General features: G+C 60.6%; 19 protein-coding genes and 1 pseudogene. 3 read left to right on the forward strand and 17 right to left on the reverse strand.

The window, feature by feature from the left end:
* Nucleotides 1-83 precede the first annotated feature (83 nt).
* Entirely contained in the window at nucleotides 84-1,478 is a 1,395-nt protein-coding gene (locus tag AAAX34_RS02530) for a solute carrier family 23 protein (protein ID WP_055285183.1), read from the reverse strand.
* A gap of 352 nt (nucleotides 1,479-1,830) precedes the next feature.
* On the opposite strand from AAAX34_RS02530, the gene AAAX34_RS02535 reads away from it, so the two are divergent.
* Complete coding sequence (locus AAAX34_RS02535; protein ID WP_349109874.1) at nucleotides 1,831-2,487, forward strand: PAS domain-containing protein; 657 nt, start codon at nucleotides 1,831-1,833, stop codon at nucleotides 2,485-2,487.
* Nucleotides 2,488-2,599: 112 nt separating this feature from the next.
* Here AAAX34_RS02535 and AAAX34_RS02540 read toward each other — a convergent pair whose 3' ends face one another.
* On the reverse strand, nucleotides 2,600-2,977 hold the full coding sequence (locus AAAX34_RS02540; RefSeq protein ID WP_055285184.1) for a RidA family protein: 378 nt from the start codon (nucleotides 2,975-2,977) through the stop codon (nucleotides 2,600-2,602).
* Between the two features lie 300 nt (nucleotides 2,978-3,277).
* On the opposite strand from AAAX34_RS02540, the gene AAAX34_RS02545 reads away from it, so the two are divergent.
* A complete protein-coding gene (locus AAAX34_RS02545; protein WP_349109875.1) occupies nucleotides 3,278-5,773 on the forward strand; it encodes a U32 family peptidase in 2,496 nt (831 codons plus the stop codon).
* Between the two features lie 15 nt (nucleotides 5,774-5,788).
* Nucleotides 5,789-6,448, forward strand: a complete 660-nt coding sequence (locus AAAX34_RS02550; RefSeq protein ID WP_349109876.1) for an RluA family pseudouridine synthase — start codon at nucleotides 5,789-5,791, stop codon at nucleotides 6,446-6,448.
* 116 nt (nucleotides 6,449-6,564) lie between these two features.
* Here AAAX34_RS02550 and AAAX34_RS02555 read toward each other — a convergent pair whose 3' ends face one another.
* The 15 genes and pseudogenes from AAAX34_RS02555 to AAAX34_RS02625 form a co-directional block, all read right to left on the reverse strand.
* On the reverse strand, nucleotides 6,565-7,311 hold the full coding sequence (locus AAAX34_RS02555; RefSeq protein WP_349109877.1) for a DeoR/GlpR family DNA-binding transcription regulator: 747 nt from the start codon (nucleotides 7,309-7,311) through the stop codon (nucleotides 6,565-6,567).
* 3 nt (nucleotides 7,312-7,314) lie between these two features.
* The gene (locus AAAX34_RS02560; RefSeq protein ID WP_349109878.1) at nucleotides 7,315-8,394 is read right to left on the reverse strand and encodes a Gfo/Idh/MocA family oxidoreductase; all 1,080 of its coding nucleotides are present in this window, start codon (nucleotides 8,392-8,394) and stop codon (nucleotides 7,315-7,317) included.
* A 477-nt stretch (nucleotides 8,395-8,871) separates the two neighbouring features.
* The gene (gene rplX / locus AAAX34_RS02565) at nucleotides 8,872-9,177 is read right to left on the reverse strand and encodes a 50S ribosomal protein L24 (protein WP_006235043.1); all 306 of its coding nucleotides are present in this window, start codon (nucleotides 9,175-9,177) and stop codon (nucleotides 8,872-8,874) included.
* A gap of 13 nt (nucleotides 9,178-9,190) precedes the next feature.
* Nucleotides 9,191-9,559 carry a 50S ribosomal protein L14 gene (gene rplN, locus AAAX34_RS02570; RefSeq protein ID WP_006235041.1) on the reverse strand — a complete coding sequence of 123 codons (369 nt, stop codon included), beginning with the start codon at nucleotides 9,557-9,559 and terminating at the stop codon, nucleotides 9,191-9,193.
* A gap of 118 nt (nucleotides 9,560-9,677) precedes the next feature.
* Nucleotides 9,678-9,938 (reverse strand): 30S ribosomal protein S17, encoded by a 261-nt coding sequence (rpsQ, locus tag AAAX34_RS02575; protein WP_006235040.1) that lies wholly within the window; start codon nucleotides 9,936-9,938, stop codon nucleotides 9,678-9,680.
* Nucleotides 9,939-9,954: 16 nt separating this feature from the next.
* The gene (gene rpmC, locus AAAX34_RS02580; RefSeq protein ID WP_006235039.1) at nucleotides 9,955-10,170 is read right to left on the reverse strand and encodes a 50S ribosomal protein L29; all 216 of its coding nucleotides are present in this window, start codon (nucleotides 10,168-10,170) and stop codon (nucleotides 9,955-9,957) included.
* Between the two features lie 107 nt (nucleotides 10,171-10,277).
* A pseudogene (gene rplP, locus AAAX34_RS02585) lies at nucleotides 10,278-10,673 on the reverse strand (50S ribosomal protein L16); the annotation flags it as partial.
* Complete coding sequence (rpsC, locus tag AAAX34_RS02590) at nucleotides 10,673-11,383, reverse strand: 30S ribosomal protein S3 (protein ID WP_006235037.1); 711 nt, start codon at nucleotides 11,381-11,383, stop codon at nucleotides 10,673-10,675. The gene rpsC and the pseudogene rplP, both read right to left, overlap by 1 nt.
* A gap of 6 nt (nucleotides 11,384-11,389) precedes the next feature.
* Entirely contained in the window at nucleotides 11,390-11,761 is a 372-nt protein-coding gene (gene rplV, locus AAAX34_RS02595; RefSeq protein WP_006235036.1) for a 50S ribosomal protein L22, read from the reverse strand.
* 14 nt (nucleotides 11,762-11,775) lie between these two features.
* A complete protein-coding gene (gene rpsS / locus AAAX34_RS02600; RefSeq protein WP_006235035.1) occupies nucleotides 11,776-12,036 on the reverse strand; it encodes a 30S ribosomal protein S19 in 261 nt (86 codons plus the stop codon).
* Nucleotides 12,037-12,068: 32 nt separating this feature from the next.
* On the reverse strand, nucleotides 12,069-12,899 hold the full coding sequence (rplB, locus tag AAAX34_RS02605; protein ID WP_022094198.1) for a 50S ribosomal protein L2: 831 nt from the start codon (nucleotides 12,897-12,899) through the stop codon (nucleotides 12,069-12,071).
* A 179-nt stretch (nucleotides 12,900-13,078) separates the two neighbouring features.
* Entirely contained in the window at nucleotides 13,079-13,366 is a 288-nt protein-coding gene (gene rplW / locus AAAX34_RS02610) for a 50S ribosomal protein L23 (protein ID WP_022094197.1), read from the reverse strand.
* Nucleotides 13,367-13,993, reverse strand: a complete 627-nt coding sequence (gene rplD, locus AAAX34_RS02615) for a 50S ribosomal protein L4 (RefSeq protein WP_006235032.1) — start codon at nucleotides 13,991-13,993, stop codon at nucleotides 13,367-13,369.
* A 46-nt stretch (nucleotides 13,994-14,039) separates the two neighbouring features.
* A complete protein-coding gene (gene rplC, locus AAAX34_RS02620) occupies nucleotides 14,040-14,660 on the reverse strand; it encodes a 50S ribosomal protein L3 (protein WP_035137484.1) in 621 nt (206 codons plus the stop codon).
* A 459-nt stretch (nucleotides 14,661-15,119) separates the two neighbouring features.
* Nucleotides 15,120-15,740, reverse strand: coding sequence for a histidine phosphatase family protein (locus AAAX34_RS02625; protein ID WP_349109879.1), 621 nt, complete (start codon nucleotides 15,738-15,740; stop codon nucleotides 15,120-15,122).
* Between the last annotated feature and the right edge of the window lie 28 nt (nucleotides 15,741-15,768).

Raw genomic sequence — 15,768 nt, forward strand, 5'->3', positions numbered from 1 at the left:
ACAAACCCTTTGAAGTGCGGCTTGGCGCCGCATGACGTCGGCGGACGAGGCGATGCGCCCGCCGACGAATAGCACCGAATTGGTTACTTCTTGCTCTCGGGCAAGACCAGATCCACGGCAGCGTCCTTGGCAGCATCGATGTGCTGAGCCACGACCGGCGTCTGCGGAAGAATCAGGTTAAGGACAATGGCCATGATGGCGGTGGGGGTTACGGCATTGGAGCCGATGACGGTGGACACCCAGGCGGGCATGCCCTCGCCGGCAAGGCAACCGCTGGCCATCCAGATACCCAGGCCAAAGACGACGGAGGTACCGACGATGGTGGTGGTGCGCTGCGTGAGGCCCTCGCGGGTGAACATGCGCACGCCGTTCATGGTGATGGTGCCAAAGACGCCGACGGTCGCGCCGCCGATGACGGGCTGCGGGATAGCGGAAAGGACGGCAGAGAGCTGCGGGAACAGACCGGCGATGGCAAAGACGGCAGCGATGATCACAAAGACCCACTTGTTGACGACCTTGTTGGAGCAGATGATGCCCACGTTCTGGCCAAGGGCGCTGGTGGGAAGACCGCCCAGCAGGCCGCCGACCATAGAGGTGAGGCCCTGGGACACGATAGCGCCGGAGAGCTCGCGCTCGGTGGGCATACGGTCGATGGAGCCCAGGCAGGCGGCGGAGACGTCACCGATAACCTGGATGGCAACCATGGGGAACACGACGGCGAGGGTAATGCAGACCTCGGGATCAAACTCGAGCGCGTAGGGCATGAGCTTGGGAAGGGCGAAGACCTGAGCGGTGGCGACGCTGGAGAAGTCGATCATGCCAAAGGGAATCGAAACGATCATGCCGACGATCATGCCAAAGAACACGGATCCCAGCTTGAGCGTGCCCTTGCCAAAGTTGGCGAGCGCAAAGACCACGGCGAAGGTGATGAGAGCGACGCACCACGCCTGCGGGGTGCCCCACAGCGGCGTGCCCATGCCACCGGCCATGTACTTAACGGCCGTGGGATACAGCGAAACGCCAATGGAGAAGATGACCGTACCGGTCACGACGGGCGGGAACAGCCACTTGATCTTGCTGTAAGCCAAACCAAAGAGGACCGCGACGGCGCCGCCGACGATCTCGCCGCCCAGCAGCGCACCAAAGCTAAAGCCCGAGGCACCCATGGCCTGGAGGGCCGGGAGGAACGCGAACGAAACGCCCATGACGATGGGCAGGCCGCCGCCGATGCGACGGAAGGGAGCGAAGGCCTGAAGGGCCGTGTCGATTGCCGAAAGAATGAGCGCGACCTGGATGATGTCGGTGCTCTGCTGGCTATTAAAGCCGTAGACGCCGGCCATGATGACCGCCGGGGTAATGATGCCGGCAAACGATGCCAGTACGTGCTGAAGGGCACACGGGATCATTTCCTTAACGGGAGGCATGCCTTCACGAGTGAACAGGGCTTCAGTGCCGTTCGTAACCGTCTCCTGGGTCATTTGACCACCAATCCTCGAAATAGTTGTTTTCGCATCTAACGCTCTATTGTGACGCAGTGCGGGGTTGAGGTTGTGCCTTCGTTGGATATCGTATTAAAGATGATTCTCATTCTCAATAATAATTTTTTGTTATCAGACTATTCTTAAGCTGAGACAATGCATTTCCGCAGGTCAGAAAAGTGTCTGGTCAAAATAACATCTAACTTTTCTTTTGGTCGACCGTTTACCGCCAAATTCCTACCGTTCGTCTGTATTACGCAATGTACCTGCGAATATGCGAGATGAGAAATGGCGTGTTACCATGAGAAAAAATTGTTATGAACATTTCCGATTTCACCCCAAGGAGTTGCCCGTGAACGAGACCGTACGTCGCTTTTTGCCGATGGTCGATTTCCTGGAGCAGATACTCGGCAAGAACAGCGAAATCGTGCTGCACGATTTCTCGGATCCCGACCACGCCATTGTCGATATTCGCAACGGCATCGTGAGCGGCCGCAAAGTCGGCGGCCCCGCCACCGATCTGGCGCTCAAGATCATGCACGACGCCAAGTATCGCGACCTGCCGTTTATTACGGGCTATGAAGGGCGCGGCGCCGGTGGCAAGACGTTGGAGTCCGCGACGTTCTTTATCCGCGAGAATGACGAGATCGTCGGTATGCTCTGTGTCAACACCGACCTCTCGACCGTGCGCTCCATCAACGCCATGGCGCAGCAGCTCATGGCGTGCTTCGACGCAGCGCCGACGCGCACGGAACCCGCCCCTATCGAGGTCGAAAGCCTTTCGGAGTCCACACAGGAGCTCATCGACCGCAGCATTGCCGAGTTGCTGAGCGCGCGCGGGCCGGATGTAGCGTCGCTTGGTCAGAGCGACCGCGTGGACGTCATTCGCCACCTCAACGGCAACGGGGTGTTCATGCTCAAGGGCGCCGTGGCCTGCGCCGCCACCGCGCTGGGCATCTCGGAGCCCAGCGTCTACCGCTACCTGCAAAAAGTTCGCAAGGAGGGCTAACGAGCAAAATGGAGCGCGGCTCCACAAGCGACCCGTCACTTGACAAAAGACCCTGCAGCTCGCACGCGCTGCAGGGTCTTTTTGCATGTCATGTTTAGTTGTGGCCAACGCCTTAGAGAGCGGCGACGACCTCGATCTCGACCAGACCGCCAGCCGGAAGGGCGGCAACCTGGAAGGCGCTGCGCGCGGGGAACGGAGCCTCGAACTTGGAGGCGTAGATCTCGTTCACGGCAGCGAAGTCGGCGATGTCGGCCAGGTAGACCGTGGTCTTGACGACATCGGCAAAGGTGGCGCCGGCAGCGGTCAGCAAGGCCTCGACGTTGGCGAGGGACTGCTTGGCCTGGGCCTCGACGCCCTCGGGCATCTTGCCGGTCGCGGGATCGATGCCCAGCTGGCCGGACAGGAACACCATGTTGCCGGCCTGGATACCGGGGGAATACGGGCCGATGGCTGCGGGTGCGTTATCGGAAGACACGACGGTCTTGCTCATGTTTATCTCCTTACGATCAGTTGAGAAAGCGTGAGCGCGGCGTTCACACCGGGAGGCACAGTTCGGTCTGAACACCGCGCTTGATTGGGATGGTACTCAAGGTTTCTGTTTGATGCAAGAATATTATCAGCTTGCGAGAATATTTTATCGCCCAACGGTTTCCCCGAACCGCTGAACGGTTCTCCACGGGGTCAGCCAGCCCAAGCTGCTGAAGACTTTATCCCGCTTGGAGCACGGGCATCGCCTGCCGCAACGGCACCACTATACTTTTGAATATCTGAGCATTTTGAAAGGCAGGATATGACCGCAACCGCCAGTCGAACCACCAACCGCAGACCCGAGCTTTTGGCGCCCGCCGGAGGGCCCGAGCCCTTTGCCGCCGCACTCGCCGCCGGGGCAGACGCCATCTACTGCGGCATGGGCAGCTTCAACGCCCGCCGCAAGGCCACCAACTTTACCGACGAGGCCTTTGAGCAAGCCTGCCGCGCCGCGCATCTAGCCGGGTCGCGCGTCTACGTCACGGTCAACATCGTCATCAAGCAGTCCGAGATGGGCGATGCGCTGCAACTCATCCACCGCTGCTCCACGCTGGGCGCCGATGCCTTCATCATCCAGGACTGGGGTCTGTTCTTTGAGGTCAAGCGCACCATGCCCGGCATCGAAACCCATATCTCAACCCAAGCAAACATCCACGACGACCGCGGAACCCTTTGGTGCCGCGAGCAGGGCGCCGACCGCGTGACTCTCTCGCGCGAGCTCTCCATCGACGAGATCGCCGCCATCCACGACGCCGCGCCCGATGTGGACCTCGAGGTCTTTAGCCATGGCGCCATCTGCTTTTGCTACTCGGGCCTGTGCCTGCTTTCGAGCTTTGCCATGGCGGGACGATCGGCCAACCGCGGCATGTGCGCCCAGCCCTGCCGCCTACCCTACGAGCTGATCGACGAGAACGGCCGCGCGCTCTCCCCTGCCGGTCGCGAGCGCGCGCTGTGCCCGCGCGACACCAACACGTCGCAGCTTGTTCGCCGTCTGTATGACGCCGGCGCCGCATCGCTCAAGCTCGAGGGCCGCATGAAGGCCCCCGATTACGTGTATTCCATCGTCGACGTGTACCGTCATCAGATTGATGACATGCTTGCCGATGTTTCGACCTCTAAGGATGAGGATGCCGCCCGCCAGCGCCAGCTCAAGCGCTGCTTTAATCGCGACTTTACGCACGCCTACCAGGATGGCACCTCTGGCGACGAGATGATGAGCTACGAGCGCTCCAACAACCGCGGCCAGATTGTGGGCACGGTGCTGGGCAGTCGCCTGGCCAACCGCGATGTACGCGGACTCAAGCCCGACGATCGCCGTCGCCGCGCCGCCATCGCCCGCATTGAGCTGTTTGAGCCCGTGGGCAAGGGCGACCTGCTGGAGCTTCGCCACGATAACGAATTTGACCAGTTCCTGACCACCATTGCCGCCGATGATGCCGCCGCGGGCGACATCATCGAATGCCGCGTGCCCCGCAGCATGCCCGAGGGTTGCCGCGTCCGCGTGATTCGCAGTCAGCGTGCCATCGACGCCGCCGGCGCCGCGCTCAAGCGCGATGTGCTGCGCCGCCGCGCCGTAGACGTGTCCGTTGTGGCGCGTCTGGGCGAGCCGTTTGCCGTTGCGCTCACCTGTTGCGACGATCCTTCGCTTACGGCCACGGCCACGGGCTTTACCGTCGAGGCTGCCAAGACCCGCGCCGTCGAGGCATCCGATCTGGTTGAGCACGTCGGGCGCATGGGCTCCTCTCCCTTTGAGGCCGCAAGCTTTGACGTTTCGCTCGACGCCGGCTGCGGTATGGGCTTTTCCGCCGTGCACAAGGTGCGCGCCGCCGCTTGTAAGGCGCTGGAAGAGGCCATTCTGGCACCGTACGAGGAGCGCGCGAAAACGCTCGAGCTGCCGGCGATTGTAACCAGTGATTCCCGCCCCGCGCCCGAGCACTACCGCGATGAGCCGCAGATCTGCGCCACCGTCACCTCGCTCGAGGCCGCCGAAGCCGCTCGCGCCGAGGGTGCAACGCGCATCTATATGACCACCGATGCGCTCGATGCGGCCGAGCTCTCCCCCGCCGATGCATTTGAGCAGGACATCGTACCCGTACTCGACGAGGTCTGCCGCGCCCTTGACCACGTACGCGTCGATCCCTGGATCAATGCCGGAGCCACCGTCGCCGTCGGCAATATCTCCGAGCTCGCCGTAGCCGCGCATGCCGGCGCCACGGCCGAGATTCGCTCTTGCCTGCCGGTGCACAACACGCCCTGCATGGAGGCGCTTGCCGAGCGCGGAGCCGGTGCGTTTTGGCTCTCGCCCGAGATCACGCTCGACGAGATTGTCTCGCTCGGCGCCGCCGCGCCCGCGGCTCTGGGCATCACCGTCTTTGGCCGCCCGCGCGTCATGACGAGCGAGCACTGCATCCTGCAGGTTGCCAATGGCTGCATCCACGATTGCGCCAACTGCCGCCTGCGCGCCCGCAAGCTGTCGCTCAAGAATATCGACGGCAAGGTCATGCCCGTGCGCACCAACATCCATGGCCGCTCTCGCTTGTACGACGCCTACCCCATCGACCTCACGCCTCAGGTTCCTCAGCTGCTCGATGCCGGCGTGCGTCGTCTCATGGTGGACGGAACGCTACTCGAGACGGATGAGATCGCCCGTGCCGTCGCTCGCGTCCGTCGCGCCGTCGAGGCAGCTCAAGCCGGCCGCAAGCCCGCCGCCCGCCTGCGCGGGGCGACTTCGGGCTGCATGTTTGTGGGAATTAGCTAACCGAAAGGCTTACACGTGAACGAAGAACCTCAAGTCCTCTACTGCGACGCCTGGCTTATGGCCATCGACAAGCCCGCCGGCATGATCGTCCACGGCGACGGCACCGGCGAGCGCACGCTCACCGACTACGCCAGCGACCTGCTGCTGGCGATGGGCGACGGCTTTGCCGCGACCGACATGCAGCCGCTCAATCGCCTGGACCGTGACACCACCGGCGTGCTGCTGTTCTCGCTCGACAAGCAGACGCAGCCCGCCTTTGACCAGATGATTATCGACCACGCTTTCGAAAAGCACTACCTAGCGCTCGCCGAGGGCAAGATCGACTGGAACGAAAAGCTCATCGACAAGCCCATCGCCCGCGACCGTCACGACAGCCGCAAGATGCGCGTCGGCACCAGCGGCAAGCCCTCTCAAACGCGCGTGAAGGTGCTCAAACGCCTTAAGAGCCGTCGTGGCCTGCCCACGCGCTCGTATATCGATGTCGAGTTGCTCACCGGCCGCAAGCACCAAATCCGTGTGCACCTGGCAAGCGAGCATCATCCCCTGGTTGGCGACGACCTGTACGGAACGCCGCGCCCCTGCGGCCTGATGCTCCACGCCCACAGCGTGTCCTTCACGCATCCCGTAACCGGCGAGCACATCCACATCGAAGCCCCCTGCCCCTGGAAGCCCTAAAGCCTGCCGAAAAGGGACAGGTTTATTTTGGCAGGTTTTATCTGGACAAACGCCAAAACCACCACATAGGTTCCTACCCCTTCGCAGTGGTTTTGGCGTTTGCCCGTCCCCTGCTGTTAGACCGTGATGACGTTGTCCATTGCCCGGTACTTGGCGGGGACCTCGCCTGCGGTAATAATCGTTGCGTCACGGAAGTCCGCGAACTTGACGGGCGCCACCATGCCAAATTTACTGGCGTCCGAAATTACGAAGCGCTTGGCCGTATGGCGCATCGAGATACGCTTTACTTGCGCCTCCTCGATATCGGGCGCCGTGAAGCCCTGCTCGGCGGCAATGCCGTTAGAGCCCCAAAAGCCACAGTTGAAGTTGTAGCGGTCTAAGGTTGCCAAGGCATCGGGGCCAACGAGCGCCTCGGTCTCGGGTTTGAGCTCGCCGCCCAGCACCACGGTACGCATGCCGCGCAAAGCAAGGCGTTGAGCATGGAGCACGGAATCGGTCACATAGGCGACATCTTCAAGGTGTGGAAGATGCTCGATGAGCCTGAGCGTCGTCGAACCCGAGTCGATGTATACAAAGCTCTCAGGCTCCACAAGCGCCGCCGCACGGGCGCAGATACGCTCCTTGTCGTCGTTATGAAGATCGCTGCGCTCATTGAGCGTTAGGTCGCGCGTCACGTGCGCGCGCTCAAGACTCGTCGCTCCACCGTGGACCTTGGCGATGCGGTGTGCGCGGTCGAGCGTCTGCAGGTCGCGCCGAATGGTAGACGCCGTCACGCCCAGGGCCCCAGCAAGCTCCGGCACGGTAACCGAGCCGGCTCGCTGCACCATCGACACAATCGCGTTGAGCCTATCTTCCGCCAGCATCGCTTACTCCTCCTCGGGGTACACGACTCCCCAGTCGGCGCGGAGCTTGGTCATAAGCTCCATAACATCGGAAGCATAATCCAGCAGCTCGCGCTTGGAGTCGTCGCCGGCAACGGCCTTCTCAAGATCGGCCATCTCATAGCAAAGGGCGTAAGCCTCGATGCCGGCGTGGACCTCCTCACGGTGGCCGTCCGCAGTCCACACGATGGTTGCGTGATCGGCACGCGGATACTCGGTGACCTCGATATAGCACTTGTCAAAGCTGATGACCGAGCGCTTGGGTTGCTTGGAGTGGAGCGTAAGGCTCACAACACCCAGCTGCTGCTCGGCATTACGGCAGACGATGCCGCCCGCAACGTCAACGCCGGTCTCGCAGGTGTTGCCCAGCGAAACGACCTCAGCGGGCTGGCTTGCCATAAAGAAGCGCATGACGGACAGGGCATAGACGCCAATGTCGAGCATGGCACCGCCAGCAAGGTTACGATTGTAGAAGCGGTTGGTCAGGTCGCCGTACTCCTTGTAGCTGCCAAAGTTGAGCTGAGCGAGGTTCATGCGGCCAAACTCGCCGGCATCCATGCGGCGGCGCAGCTCCTGATACAAGGGCATGTGGAGCACCGTAGTGGCGTCCATGAGGACCACGTTGTGCTCGTCGGCAATGGCACGCGCCTCGTCGAGCTCGGCGGAGTTGAGGGTAATGGCCTTCTCGCAGAGCACGTGCTTACCAGCCGCCAGAGCGGCGCGCAGGTAGGTGATATGCGTGTTATGCGGAGTGGTGATATAGACTGCGTCAATGTTCGGATCGGCATAGAGGTCCTCGACCGTTTCATAGACCTTCTCGATGCCATACTGCTCAGCAAAAGCTTGAGCCTTGGACAGCGTGCGGTTGGCGACGCCCGCAAGCTTGCGACCGGCAAGAGCGAGAGACCGGGCCATCTGGTTGGCGATAACGCCGCACCCGATCACAGCCCAACGAAGCTCGGGGGCCGTAAAGATATCATCGGGGAATGGCTTGTCCTGGACCGAAGCGAACGCTGCTTTTGCGGCTGCCGCGGAGTCGAGTGGAGCCTGCTTGGAATCTGCCATATATGCCTCCTGAATCATTGGAAGTCCTTCATTTCTAACAACCCTATATTCGCACAATTGCGCGCGTATCTGCTCGTGTTTGCGTGTTTATTTGCTTATCGGTCATTATTTAGCCATAGTTGGCAGATGTTTGCGCGGCTATGCGCATTATCGCGCAAGGCTATGCGCGTAAATGCGCATGCGACGATCCTTGTGAAACATAAAGGGGCGGAACACCAAAGCCCCAAAAGACTGAGCCAGCTGTATTACTTCACCCCTCTGGAGGCATCAGACATCAAAGGACCGTCCCAAACTGCCGGCACATAGGAACTGTCCCCCAACGACTAGTCATTTAAGTCTGTCCCCAATGAATGCCAAGCGACTTCCACTCATTTAAGTCTGTCCCCAATGAGTATGTCCCCAATGAGTAGGGATAGAAAAAAGGCCCGGGTGCCGTGGCATCCGGGCCTTTGCTAGCAACTTGATGTTGCGGGCAGCTTAGAACTTGTGGCCGCACTTCTTGCAGACGCGCAGCTTGTTCTTGCCGTCCTTCTCGTGACCGACGCGGGTAACCTTACCGCACTCGGGGCAAACGAGATTGACGTTGGAGGCGTCGATGGGAGCCTCCTGCGAAACGATGCCGCCCTGCTGGTTGGCAGCGTTGGGCTTGACGGCCTTCTTGACGACCGAAACGCCCTCGACAACGACCTTGTTCTCGGCAGGGAGAGCACGCAGGACAACGCCCTGCTTGCCGCGATCCTTACCAGAGAGAACCTGGACCTTATCGCCCTTCTTGATATACATATATCTCCCCTAACTACAGGGTCTCGGGAGCGAGCGAGACGATCTTCATGTACTTCTTGTCACGAAGCTCGCGAGCGACAGGCCCGAAGATACGGGTGCCGACGGGCGAACCATCGTTGTTGATGACAACGCAGGCGTTCTCATCAAAGCGAATGTAGGAGCCATCCTTGCGGCGGATCTCCTTAACGGTGCGAACGACGACGCAACGGACAACGTCCTTCTTCTTGACGTTGGCGCCAGGGGTAGCCTCCTGGACAGCACCGATGAACACATCGCCGATGCCTGCATAACGACGCTTGGAACCGCCAAGCACCTTGATGCAGCGAATCTTGCGAGCGCCGGAGTTGTCGGCGACGTTCAGCATGGTTTGCATCTGAATCATGGTAGATGTTCCTCCGAACTAAGAACCGAAGAGAGGTGCGCTGCCTTTATACGGCCTGTGGTATGCAAGCCAGGCATACGCACATCTTCGGAAACGTACAAGTCGTAAGAGCGACTGCTTATTTAGCGCGCTCGACGACCTCGATGAGGCGCCAACGCTTCATCTTGGACATAGGACGGGTCTCCATAACGCGGACGGTGTCGCCCACGCCAGCCGTGCACTCCTCGTCGTGAGCGTGCAGCTTCTTGGAGCTGGTCATCATCTTGCCGTACTTGGGGTGACGCTTGCGCTCGGTGATGGTGACAACAATGGTCTTGGCACCGGAGACGGAGGTAACGACACCCGTACGGACCTTACGCGAGTTACGCGAATCAGTCATGTTCTCTCCTTAGGTCCTACTCGGCGACAGCGGACTTCTCCGCTGCGATCTCGCGGGCGCGCTGCTCCGTGAGGACGCGAGCGATGTCCTTCTTCACGGTGTTGACGCGAGCGGTGTTGTCCAGCTGGCTGGTGGCCATCTGGAAACGAAGGTTAAAGAGCTCGGCGCGCATTTCCTTCAGCTTCTCAACGAGCTGAGCGTCCGAGAGCTCACGAATCTCTGCGGGCTTCATTAGTTCTCCTCCTTGGCGGCGGCGGCGTCCTCAGCAGCCCACTTGGCCTCGAGAGCGGCCTCCTCAGCCATCTCCTTCTCGATGCGCTGCTCAGCGTTCTTAGCAGCAACAATCTTGGTCTTGATGGGAAGCTTGTGCTGTGCAAGACGCAGAGCCTCGCGAGCGACCTCCTCGGGCACGCCCTTGACCTCGAACATGATGCGGCCGGGCTTGACGACGGCCACCCACTCCTCGGGGTTACCCTTACCAGAACCCATGCGAGTCTCAGCAGGCTTCTTGGTGATGGGCTTATCGGGGAAGATCGTGATGTAGACACGACCGCCACGCTTCATGTAGCGGGTCATGGCAATACGAGCGGCCTCGATCTGACGGTTGGTGATCCAATGGGCCTCGAGAGCCTGGATACCAAACTCGCCGAAATGCAGCTCGGTATTACCCTTGGCCTGGCCCTTCATGGAGCCACGCTGCACCTTGCGGTGAAGAATACGCTTAGGGGCAAGCACTACTGACCCCTCCTCTCGGAGTTACGACGACGAGGACGGGAAGAGCCCTCGAGTGCAGGGTTGGGAACAGGCTGGCCCGGGAGCTTCTCGCCCAGGTAGATCCAGACCTTCACGCCGCAAGCGCCCATGGTGGTGCTGGCGACAGCCGTGCCGTAGTCGATCTTGGCACGGAGGGTGTGCAGAGGCACGCGACCCTCGCGGTACCACTCACGACGGCCCATCTCGGCACCGCCGAGACGACCGGAGCACTGGATACGGATGCCCTTAGCGCCGGCCTTGCGGGCGGACTGGACAGCCTTGCGCATAGCGCGACGGAAGGCAACGCGGCCCTCGAGCTGCTCGGCGATAGACTGAGCAACGAGGTTGGCGTCGAGCTCGGGGCGCTTGATCTCGACAACGTCGACGGAGAGCTGGCCCTTGGAAACGCCAGCGACCTTCTCGAGCTCGGTACGGAGGGTATCGATCTCGGCACCCTTCTTACCGATGACAACGCCGGGGCGAGCAGTGAGGATGATGACCTTCACCTTGTCGCCAGCGCGCTCGATCTCGACGCGGGAGACAGCTGCGCGGGAAAGACGCTTCTCGAGGTACTTACGAATCTCGAGATCGTTACCGAGGGTCTTAGCGTAATCCTTCTCTGCGAACCAGCGGGAGCGCCAGTTCTCGGTGATGCCAAGACGGAAGCCGGTGGGGTAGACTTTCTGACCCATACAGCTTTACGCCTCCTTTCGAGGAGCAACGACGACGGTGATGTGGGAAGTACGCTTCAGAATGCGAGAAGCGGAACCCTTGGCGCGGGGACGGATGCGCTTAAGCGTCGGACCCTCGTCAACATAGGCAGCGGCGACAACCAGGTTGTCGGCACGCAGACCGTTGTTGTTCTCGGCGTTCGCAACGGCGGAACGGAGAACCTTCTCGACATCCACGGCGACGGCGCGGTCGCAGAAGTGGAGGATGTCGAAGGCCTGAGCGACAGGCTTGCGGCGGATCAGATCGACCACCAGGCGGGCCTTGCTGGGGGAAACACGCACGTACTTAGCGACGGCGCGAACCTCGGTGGCCTCAGTTTCAATAGACTTAGTTGCCATTTACGGTTAACCCCCTATTTGGCCTTGTGGCCACGGAACGTACGAGTCGGCGCGAACTCGCCGAGCTTGTGACCAACCATGGACTCGGTAACATACACGGGCACATGCTTGCGGCCGTCGTGGACGGCGATGGTGTGACCAACCATCTCGGGGAAGATGGTGGACGCGCGGGACCAGGTCTTCACGACGTCCTTCTTGCCAGCCTCGTTCATCGCGGTGATACGCGAGAGAAGGCGAGTCTCCACGAACGGGCCCTTTTTGAGACTTCTGCTCATAAGTGCTTTCTCCTAAAACTCGGTATCCGAAATTACTTCTTACGGCGACGAATGATGTGCTGGTTCGAGACCTTCTTCTTCTTGCGCGTACGAAGGCCCTTCGTCGGCTTACCCCAGGGGGTAACGGAGGGACGACCAGAGGTGTGGTTCTTGCCCTCGCCACCGCCGTGCGGGTGGTCGACAGGGTTCATGACGGTACCGCGGACGGTCGGGCGCACGTTCATGTGACGCTTACGGCCGGCCTTGCCGATGACGATGTTGGAGTGATCGGCGTTGCCGACCTCACCGACGGTGGCGCGGCAGGTAACGAGGATGCGGCGCATCTCGGAGGAAGGCATACGGACGATAGCGTACTTGCCCTCCTTACCCATCAGCTGGCAGGAGTTACCGGCGGAACGGGCGATAGCAGCGCCCTTGCCCGGCTGGAACTCGACGGCGTGGATGAGCGTACCGACGGGAATGTCGGCGAGGGGCAGAGCGTTGCCCGGCTTGATGTCGGCGTCAGAACCGGACATGATGGTCTGACCGACCTCGAGGCCCTTGGGGGCCAGGATGTAGCGCTTCTCACCGTCAGCGTAGTGCAGCAGAGCGATGCGAGCGGAACGGTTCGGATCGTACTCGATCGTGGCAACCTTGGCGGGCACGCCGTCCTTGTTGCGCTTGAAGTCGATCACGCGGTAACGACGCTTCACGCCGCCGCCCTGGTGGCGGGTGGTGATGCGGCCGTTGTTGTTACGACCGGCCTTCTTGGGCAGGGGCTCGAGAAGAGACTTCTCGGGCTTGGTGCAGGTGATCTCGGAGAAATCGGAGATCGTCTGCCAACGCCTACCAGCGGAGGTCGGCTTAAGGTGCTTTACAGCCATTACAATCCCTTTCAATAGGAATCCGTTAGCCATCGCAGACAGGGATTCGAGGTTCTGCCTCGGGTGCGATGACACCGGACGTATACACGGTTCCGGGCGTGTCCATTTTATACGCCCAAAACCTTGAGCTCTCGCCTCCCCTATTTGGGAGGCATGAGCTCACTCAACAGCAGCGAGTCTTAGGCCTGGTTGCCAAAGACCTCGATGGTGTCGCCCTCGGCCAGCGTGACGATGGCCTTCTTCCAAGAACGGGTCTTGCCGGCGACATAGCGCACGCGCTTGGTCTTGGGCTTGACCGTCAGGGTGTTCACGCGAACGACCTTGACGCCGAAGATCTCCTCGACAGCGTCCTTGATCTGATACTTGTTAGCATCCTTGGCGACCTCGAACGTGTACTTGTTCAGCTCCATGCCGGAGAAGGAACGCTCGGACACGATCGGACGGATGATGATCTCGTGGGCGGTCATTTATGCAAGCACCTCCCCGAAGTGAGCGGCGATGTCGGCGGGCATCAGCACAGCGTTGTTGTTGACGAGATCGTAGGTGTTGGCCTCGTCAGCGGTGATGATGAACGTCTTGGGAATGTTGCGGAACGACAGGTAGGCGTTGACGTCCTCATCGCGAACGATGATGGTCAGACGCTTGCCCTCAAGACCGAGAGCCTTGAGCATGGCGACGGCAGCCTTGGTGGAAGGCTTCTCGAAGCCGTAGTCGTCGACGAGCACGAGCTCGCCATCGGCCAGCTTGGCGGACAGCGCGGAGCGCATAGCCAGCTTGACCTCCTTGTTGTTCATACGCTTAGCGTAGGAACGGGGCTTGGGGGCGAAGACAACGCCACCGTGACGCCACTGGGCAGCACGGATGGAACCCTGGCGGGCACGGCCGGTGCCCTTCTGACGCCAAGGCTTCTTGCCGCCACCGGAAACCTCAGAGCGACCCTTAGCAGACTGGGTGCCCTGACGCCAAGAGGCCATCTGGCACTTGACGATGTGGTGCATAACGTGGATGTTCGGCTCGATGCCGTACACCTCAGCGGCGAGCTCGGCCTCGGCGACCTTCTTGCCCTCGCTGTTCTTTACTTCAAACTTTGCCATTTAAGTGTTCTCCTTGGTATGACGCTGGGCTAAATGGGCTGGGCCCTTAGGCCATACGGATGGCGACGAGACCATTCTTGGCACCCGGGACAGCGCCCTTGACCAAGATGAGGTTCTGCTCGGCATCGATGCGGACAACGGAAAGGTTCTTGACGGTAACGCGCTCGTTACCCATGTGACCGGCCATCTTGACGCCCTTGAGGACGCGCGCAGGATAGGCGCACTGACCGATAGAACCGGGGTGACGCTGGAAGTGAGAACCATGCGTCATAGGACCGCGGCGCTGACCCCAGCGCTTGATGCGACCCTGGAAGCCCTTACCCTTGGAGGTACCGATGACGTCGACCTTCTCGACATCAGCGAAATCAGCGACGGTGACGACCTCGCCGACCTTGTGCTCCTCGCCGTTCTCGACGCGGACCTCACGAAGGAAGCGGACAGGCTCGACGCCGGCCTTGGCGAAGTGACCAGCCATGGGCTTGTTCACGTTCTTGGCCTTGATGTCGCCGAAACCGATCTGGACGGCGTCATAGCCGTCGGTTGCCTGAGTTTTAACCTGCGAGACAGCGCAGGGGCCAGCCTGGATGACCGTGACGGGAACGACGTTGTCGTCCTCGTCCCAAACCTGGGTCATGCCAATCTTGCGGCCGAGAATCATGCTGATCAAGATATGATCCCAACTCTCGCGTGGTCTTGGGACAATGCGTACACCACCGAGCGTACGCCCCTAGAGGACCACTACTTACACGACGTGCTCCCCAGCCTTGTATTTCGCCCGGACTACCTGACAACCCTATTAAGCAGGCATTTTGTCCAGCCAGAATACTCCCCTGGTTACACACAGCTGTTTAGTATACACGGCTGCGGGCGTATCCATCGAGATTCATATTTCACTCACATTGTTTACGCAGGTAAAGTGCGTGGCACGTTCCCAGTGTGCGGCGGAGGGGGCGGGCCTGAGACATATTAAGGTTGCTGCTCTACAGTCCTGCTCACGACGGAGAGCACATTAAGTGCTCTCCTGTTCGTGCGGAACTCGCGACAACCTTAATATGTCTCAGGCCCGCCCCCTCCGCCGCACACCGGGAACGCCACGTTGATGTCTGCTTAACTCTGCTCGCTCAGGCTAATGACTTTGTTGAGGGTCCACAATTTGTTGCAAGGTGAACTTGCATTGGGGCGTATCGTCCTCTTCTCGCGCATCGTCAAAACCGAAGATCATGATGGCGCAGTTGGGGAGTTTTGTTGGGAGCTCAAAGCCCTCTGGGGCTGCGGCCTTGATAAATTGGCGGCTGGCGCTGCCGTGGCTTACTGCTAGGAGGGTTTCGATGCCCTCGGAGCCCATGAGATTGGTGAGGGCGCCTACCATGCGTTCTTGCAGTGCGCGGCTTCCTTCTCCTCCGAAGGGGACCAGGTCCTCGCCCGGATCCCAAACGTCGGTGGGCAGGGCGTCGTGGGGGCCTTCTTCGAAGGTGCCGTAGCTGCGCTCGATAATGCCTTCACAGGGCTCGACTGCTGCGTCCGGGCCGAGGAGCTCGCATGCGACGAGACTTGCCGTGTCCATGGCTCGGCCTAAGGGTGATGAGACCACTTTGTCGGGGACGACGCCGTGGGCCTTGAGCCATGCGGCTGCCATTCCCGCTTGTTTGCGGCCCAGGTCGGTCAACGGTGAATCGCAGCGGCCCTGGACGAGCTTTTTGACGTTGAATTCCGTCTGGCCGTGGCGGAGCAGATACAGCCTATTCATATTCTCCCCTTCTGTATAACTTGCTTTG

Source organism: Collinsella sp. CLA-ER-H4 (assembly GCF_040092395.1).
GTDB lineage: Bacteria > Actinomycetota > Coriobacteriia > Coriobacteriales > Coriobacteriaceae > Collinsella.

Excerpts from the sequence above, each read along its gene's own strand:
- rpsQ (WP_006235040.1), bottom strand. The coding sequence starts at position 9,938 with ATGACTGATTCGCGTAACTCGCGTAAGGTCCGTACGGGTGTCGTTACC.
- rplD (WP_006235032.1), bottom strand. The coding sequence starts at position 13,993 with ATGGCAAAGTTTGAAGTAAAGAACAGCGAGGGCAAGAAGGTCGCCGAG.
- rpsS (WP_006235035.1), bottom strand. The coding sequence starts at position 12,036 with ATGAGCAGAAGTCTCAAAAAGGGCCCGTTCGTGGAGACTCGCCTTCTC.
- rplV (WP_006235036.1), bottom strand. The coding sequence starts at position 11,761 with ATGGCAACTAAGTCTATTGAAACTGAGGCCACCGAGGTTCGCGCCGTC.
- AAAX34_RS02560 (WP_349109878.1), bottom strand. The coding sequence starts at position 8,394 with ATGGCAGATTCCAAGCAGGCTCCACTCGACTCCGCGGCAGCCGCAAAA.
- AAAX34_RS02540 (WP_055285184.1), bottom strand. The coding sequence starts at position 2,977 with ATGAGCAAGACCGTCGTGTCTTCCGATAACGCACCCGCAGCCATCGGC.
- rplX (WP_006235043.1), bottom strand. The coding sequence starts at position 9,177 with ATGTATATCAAGAAGGGCGATAAGGTCCAGGTTCTCTCTGGTAAGGAT.
- rplN (WP_006235041.1), bottom strand. The coding sequence starts at position 9,559 with ATGATTCAGATGCAAACCATGCTGAACGTCGCCGACAACTCCGGCGCT.
- AAAX34_RS02545 (WP_349109875.1), top strand. The coding sequence starts at position 3,278 with ATGACCGCAACCGCCAGTCGAACCACCAACCGCAGACCCGAGCTTTTG.
- rplB (WP_022094198.1), bottom strand. The coding sequence starts at position 12,899 with ATGGCTGTAAAGCACCTTAAGCCGACCTCCGCTGGTAGGCGTTGGCAG.
- rplW (WP_022094197.1), bottom strand. The coding sequence starts at position 13,366 with ATGACCGCCCACGAGATCATCATCCGTCCGATCGTGTCCGAGCGTTCC.
- AAAX34_RS02625 (WP_349109879.1), bottom strand. The coding sequence starts at position 15,740 with ATGAATAGGCTGTATCTGCTCCGCCACGGCCAGACGGAATTCAACGTC.
- rpmC (WP_006235039.1), bottom strand. The coding sequence starts at position 10,170 with ATGAAGCCCGCAGAGATTCGTGAGCTCTCGGACGCTCAGCTCGTTGAG.
- AAAX34_RS02555 (WP_349109877.1), bottom strand. The coding sequence starts at position 7,311 with ATGCTGGCGGAAGATAGGCTCAACGCGATTGTGTCGATGGTGCAGCGA.
- rpsC (WP_006235037.1), bottom strand. The coding sequence starts at position 11,383 with ATGGGTCAGAAAGTCTACCCCACCGGCTTCCGTCTTGGCATCACCGAG.
- AAAX34_RS02530 (WP_055285183.1), bottom strand. The coding sequence starts at position 1,478 with ATGACCCAGGAGACGGTTACGAACGGCACTGAAGCCCTGTTCACTCGT.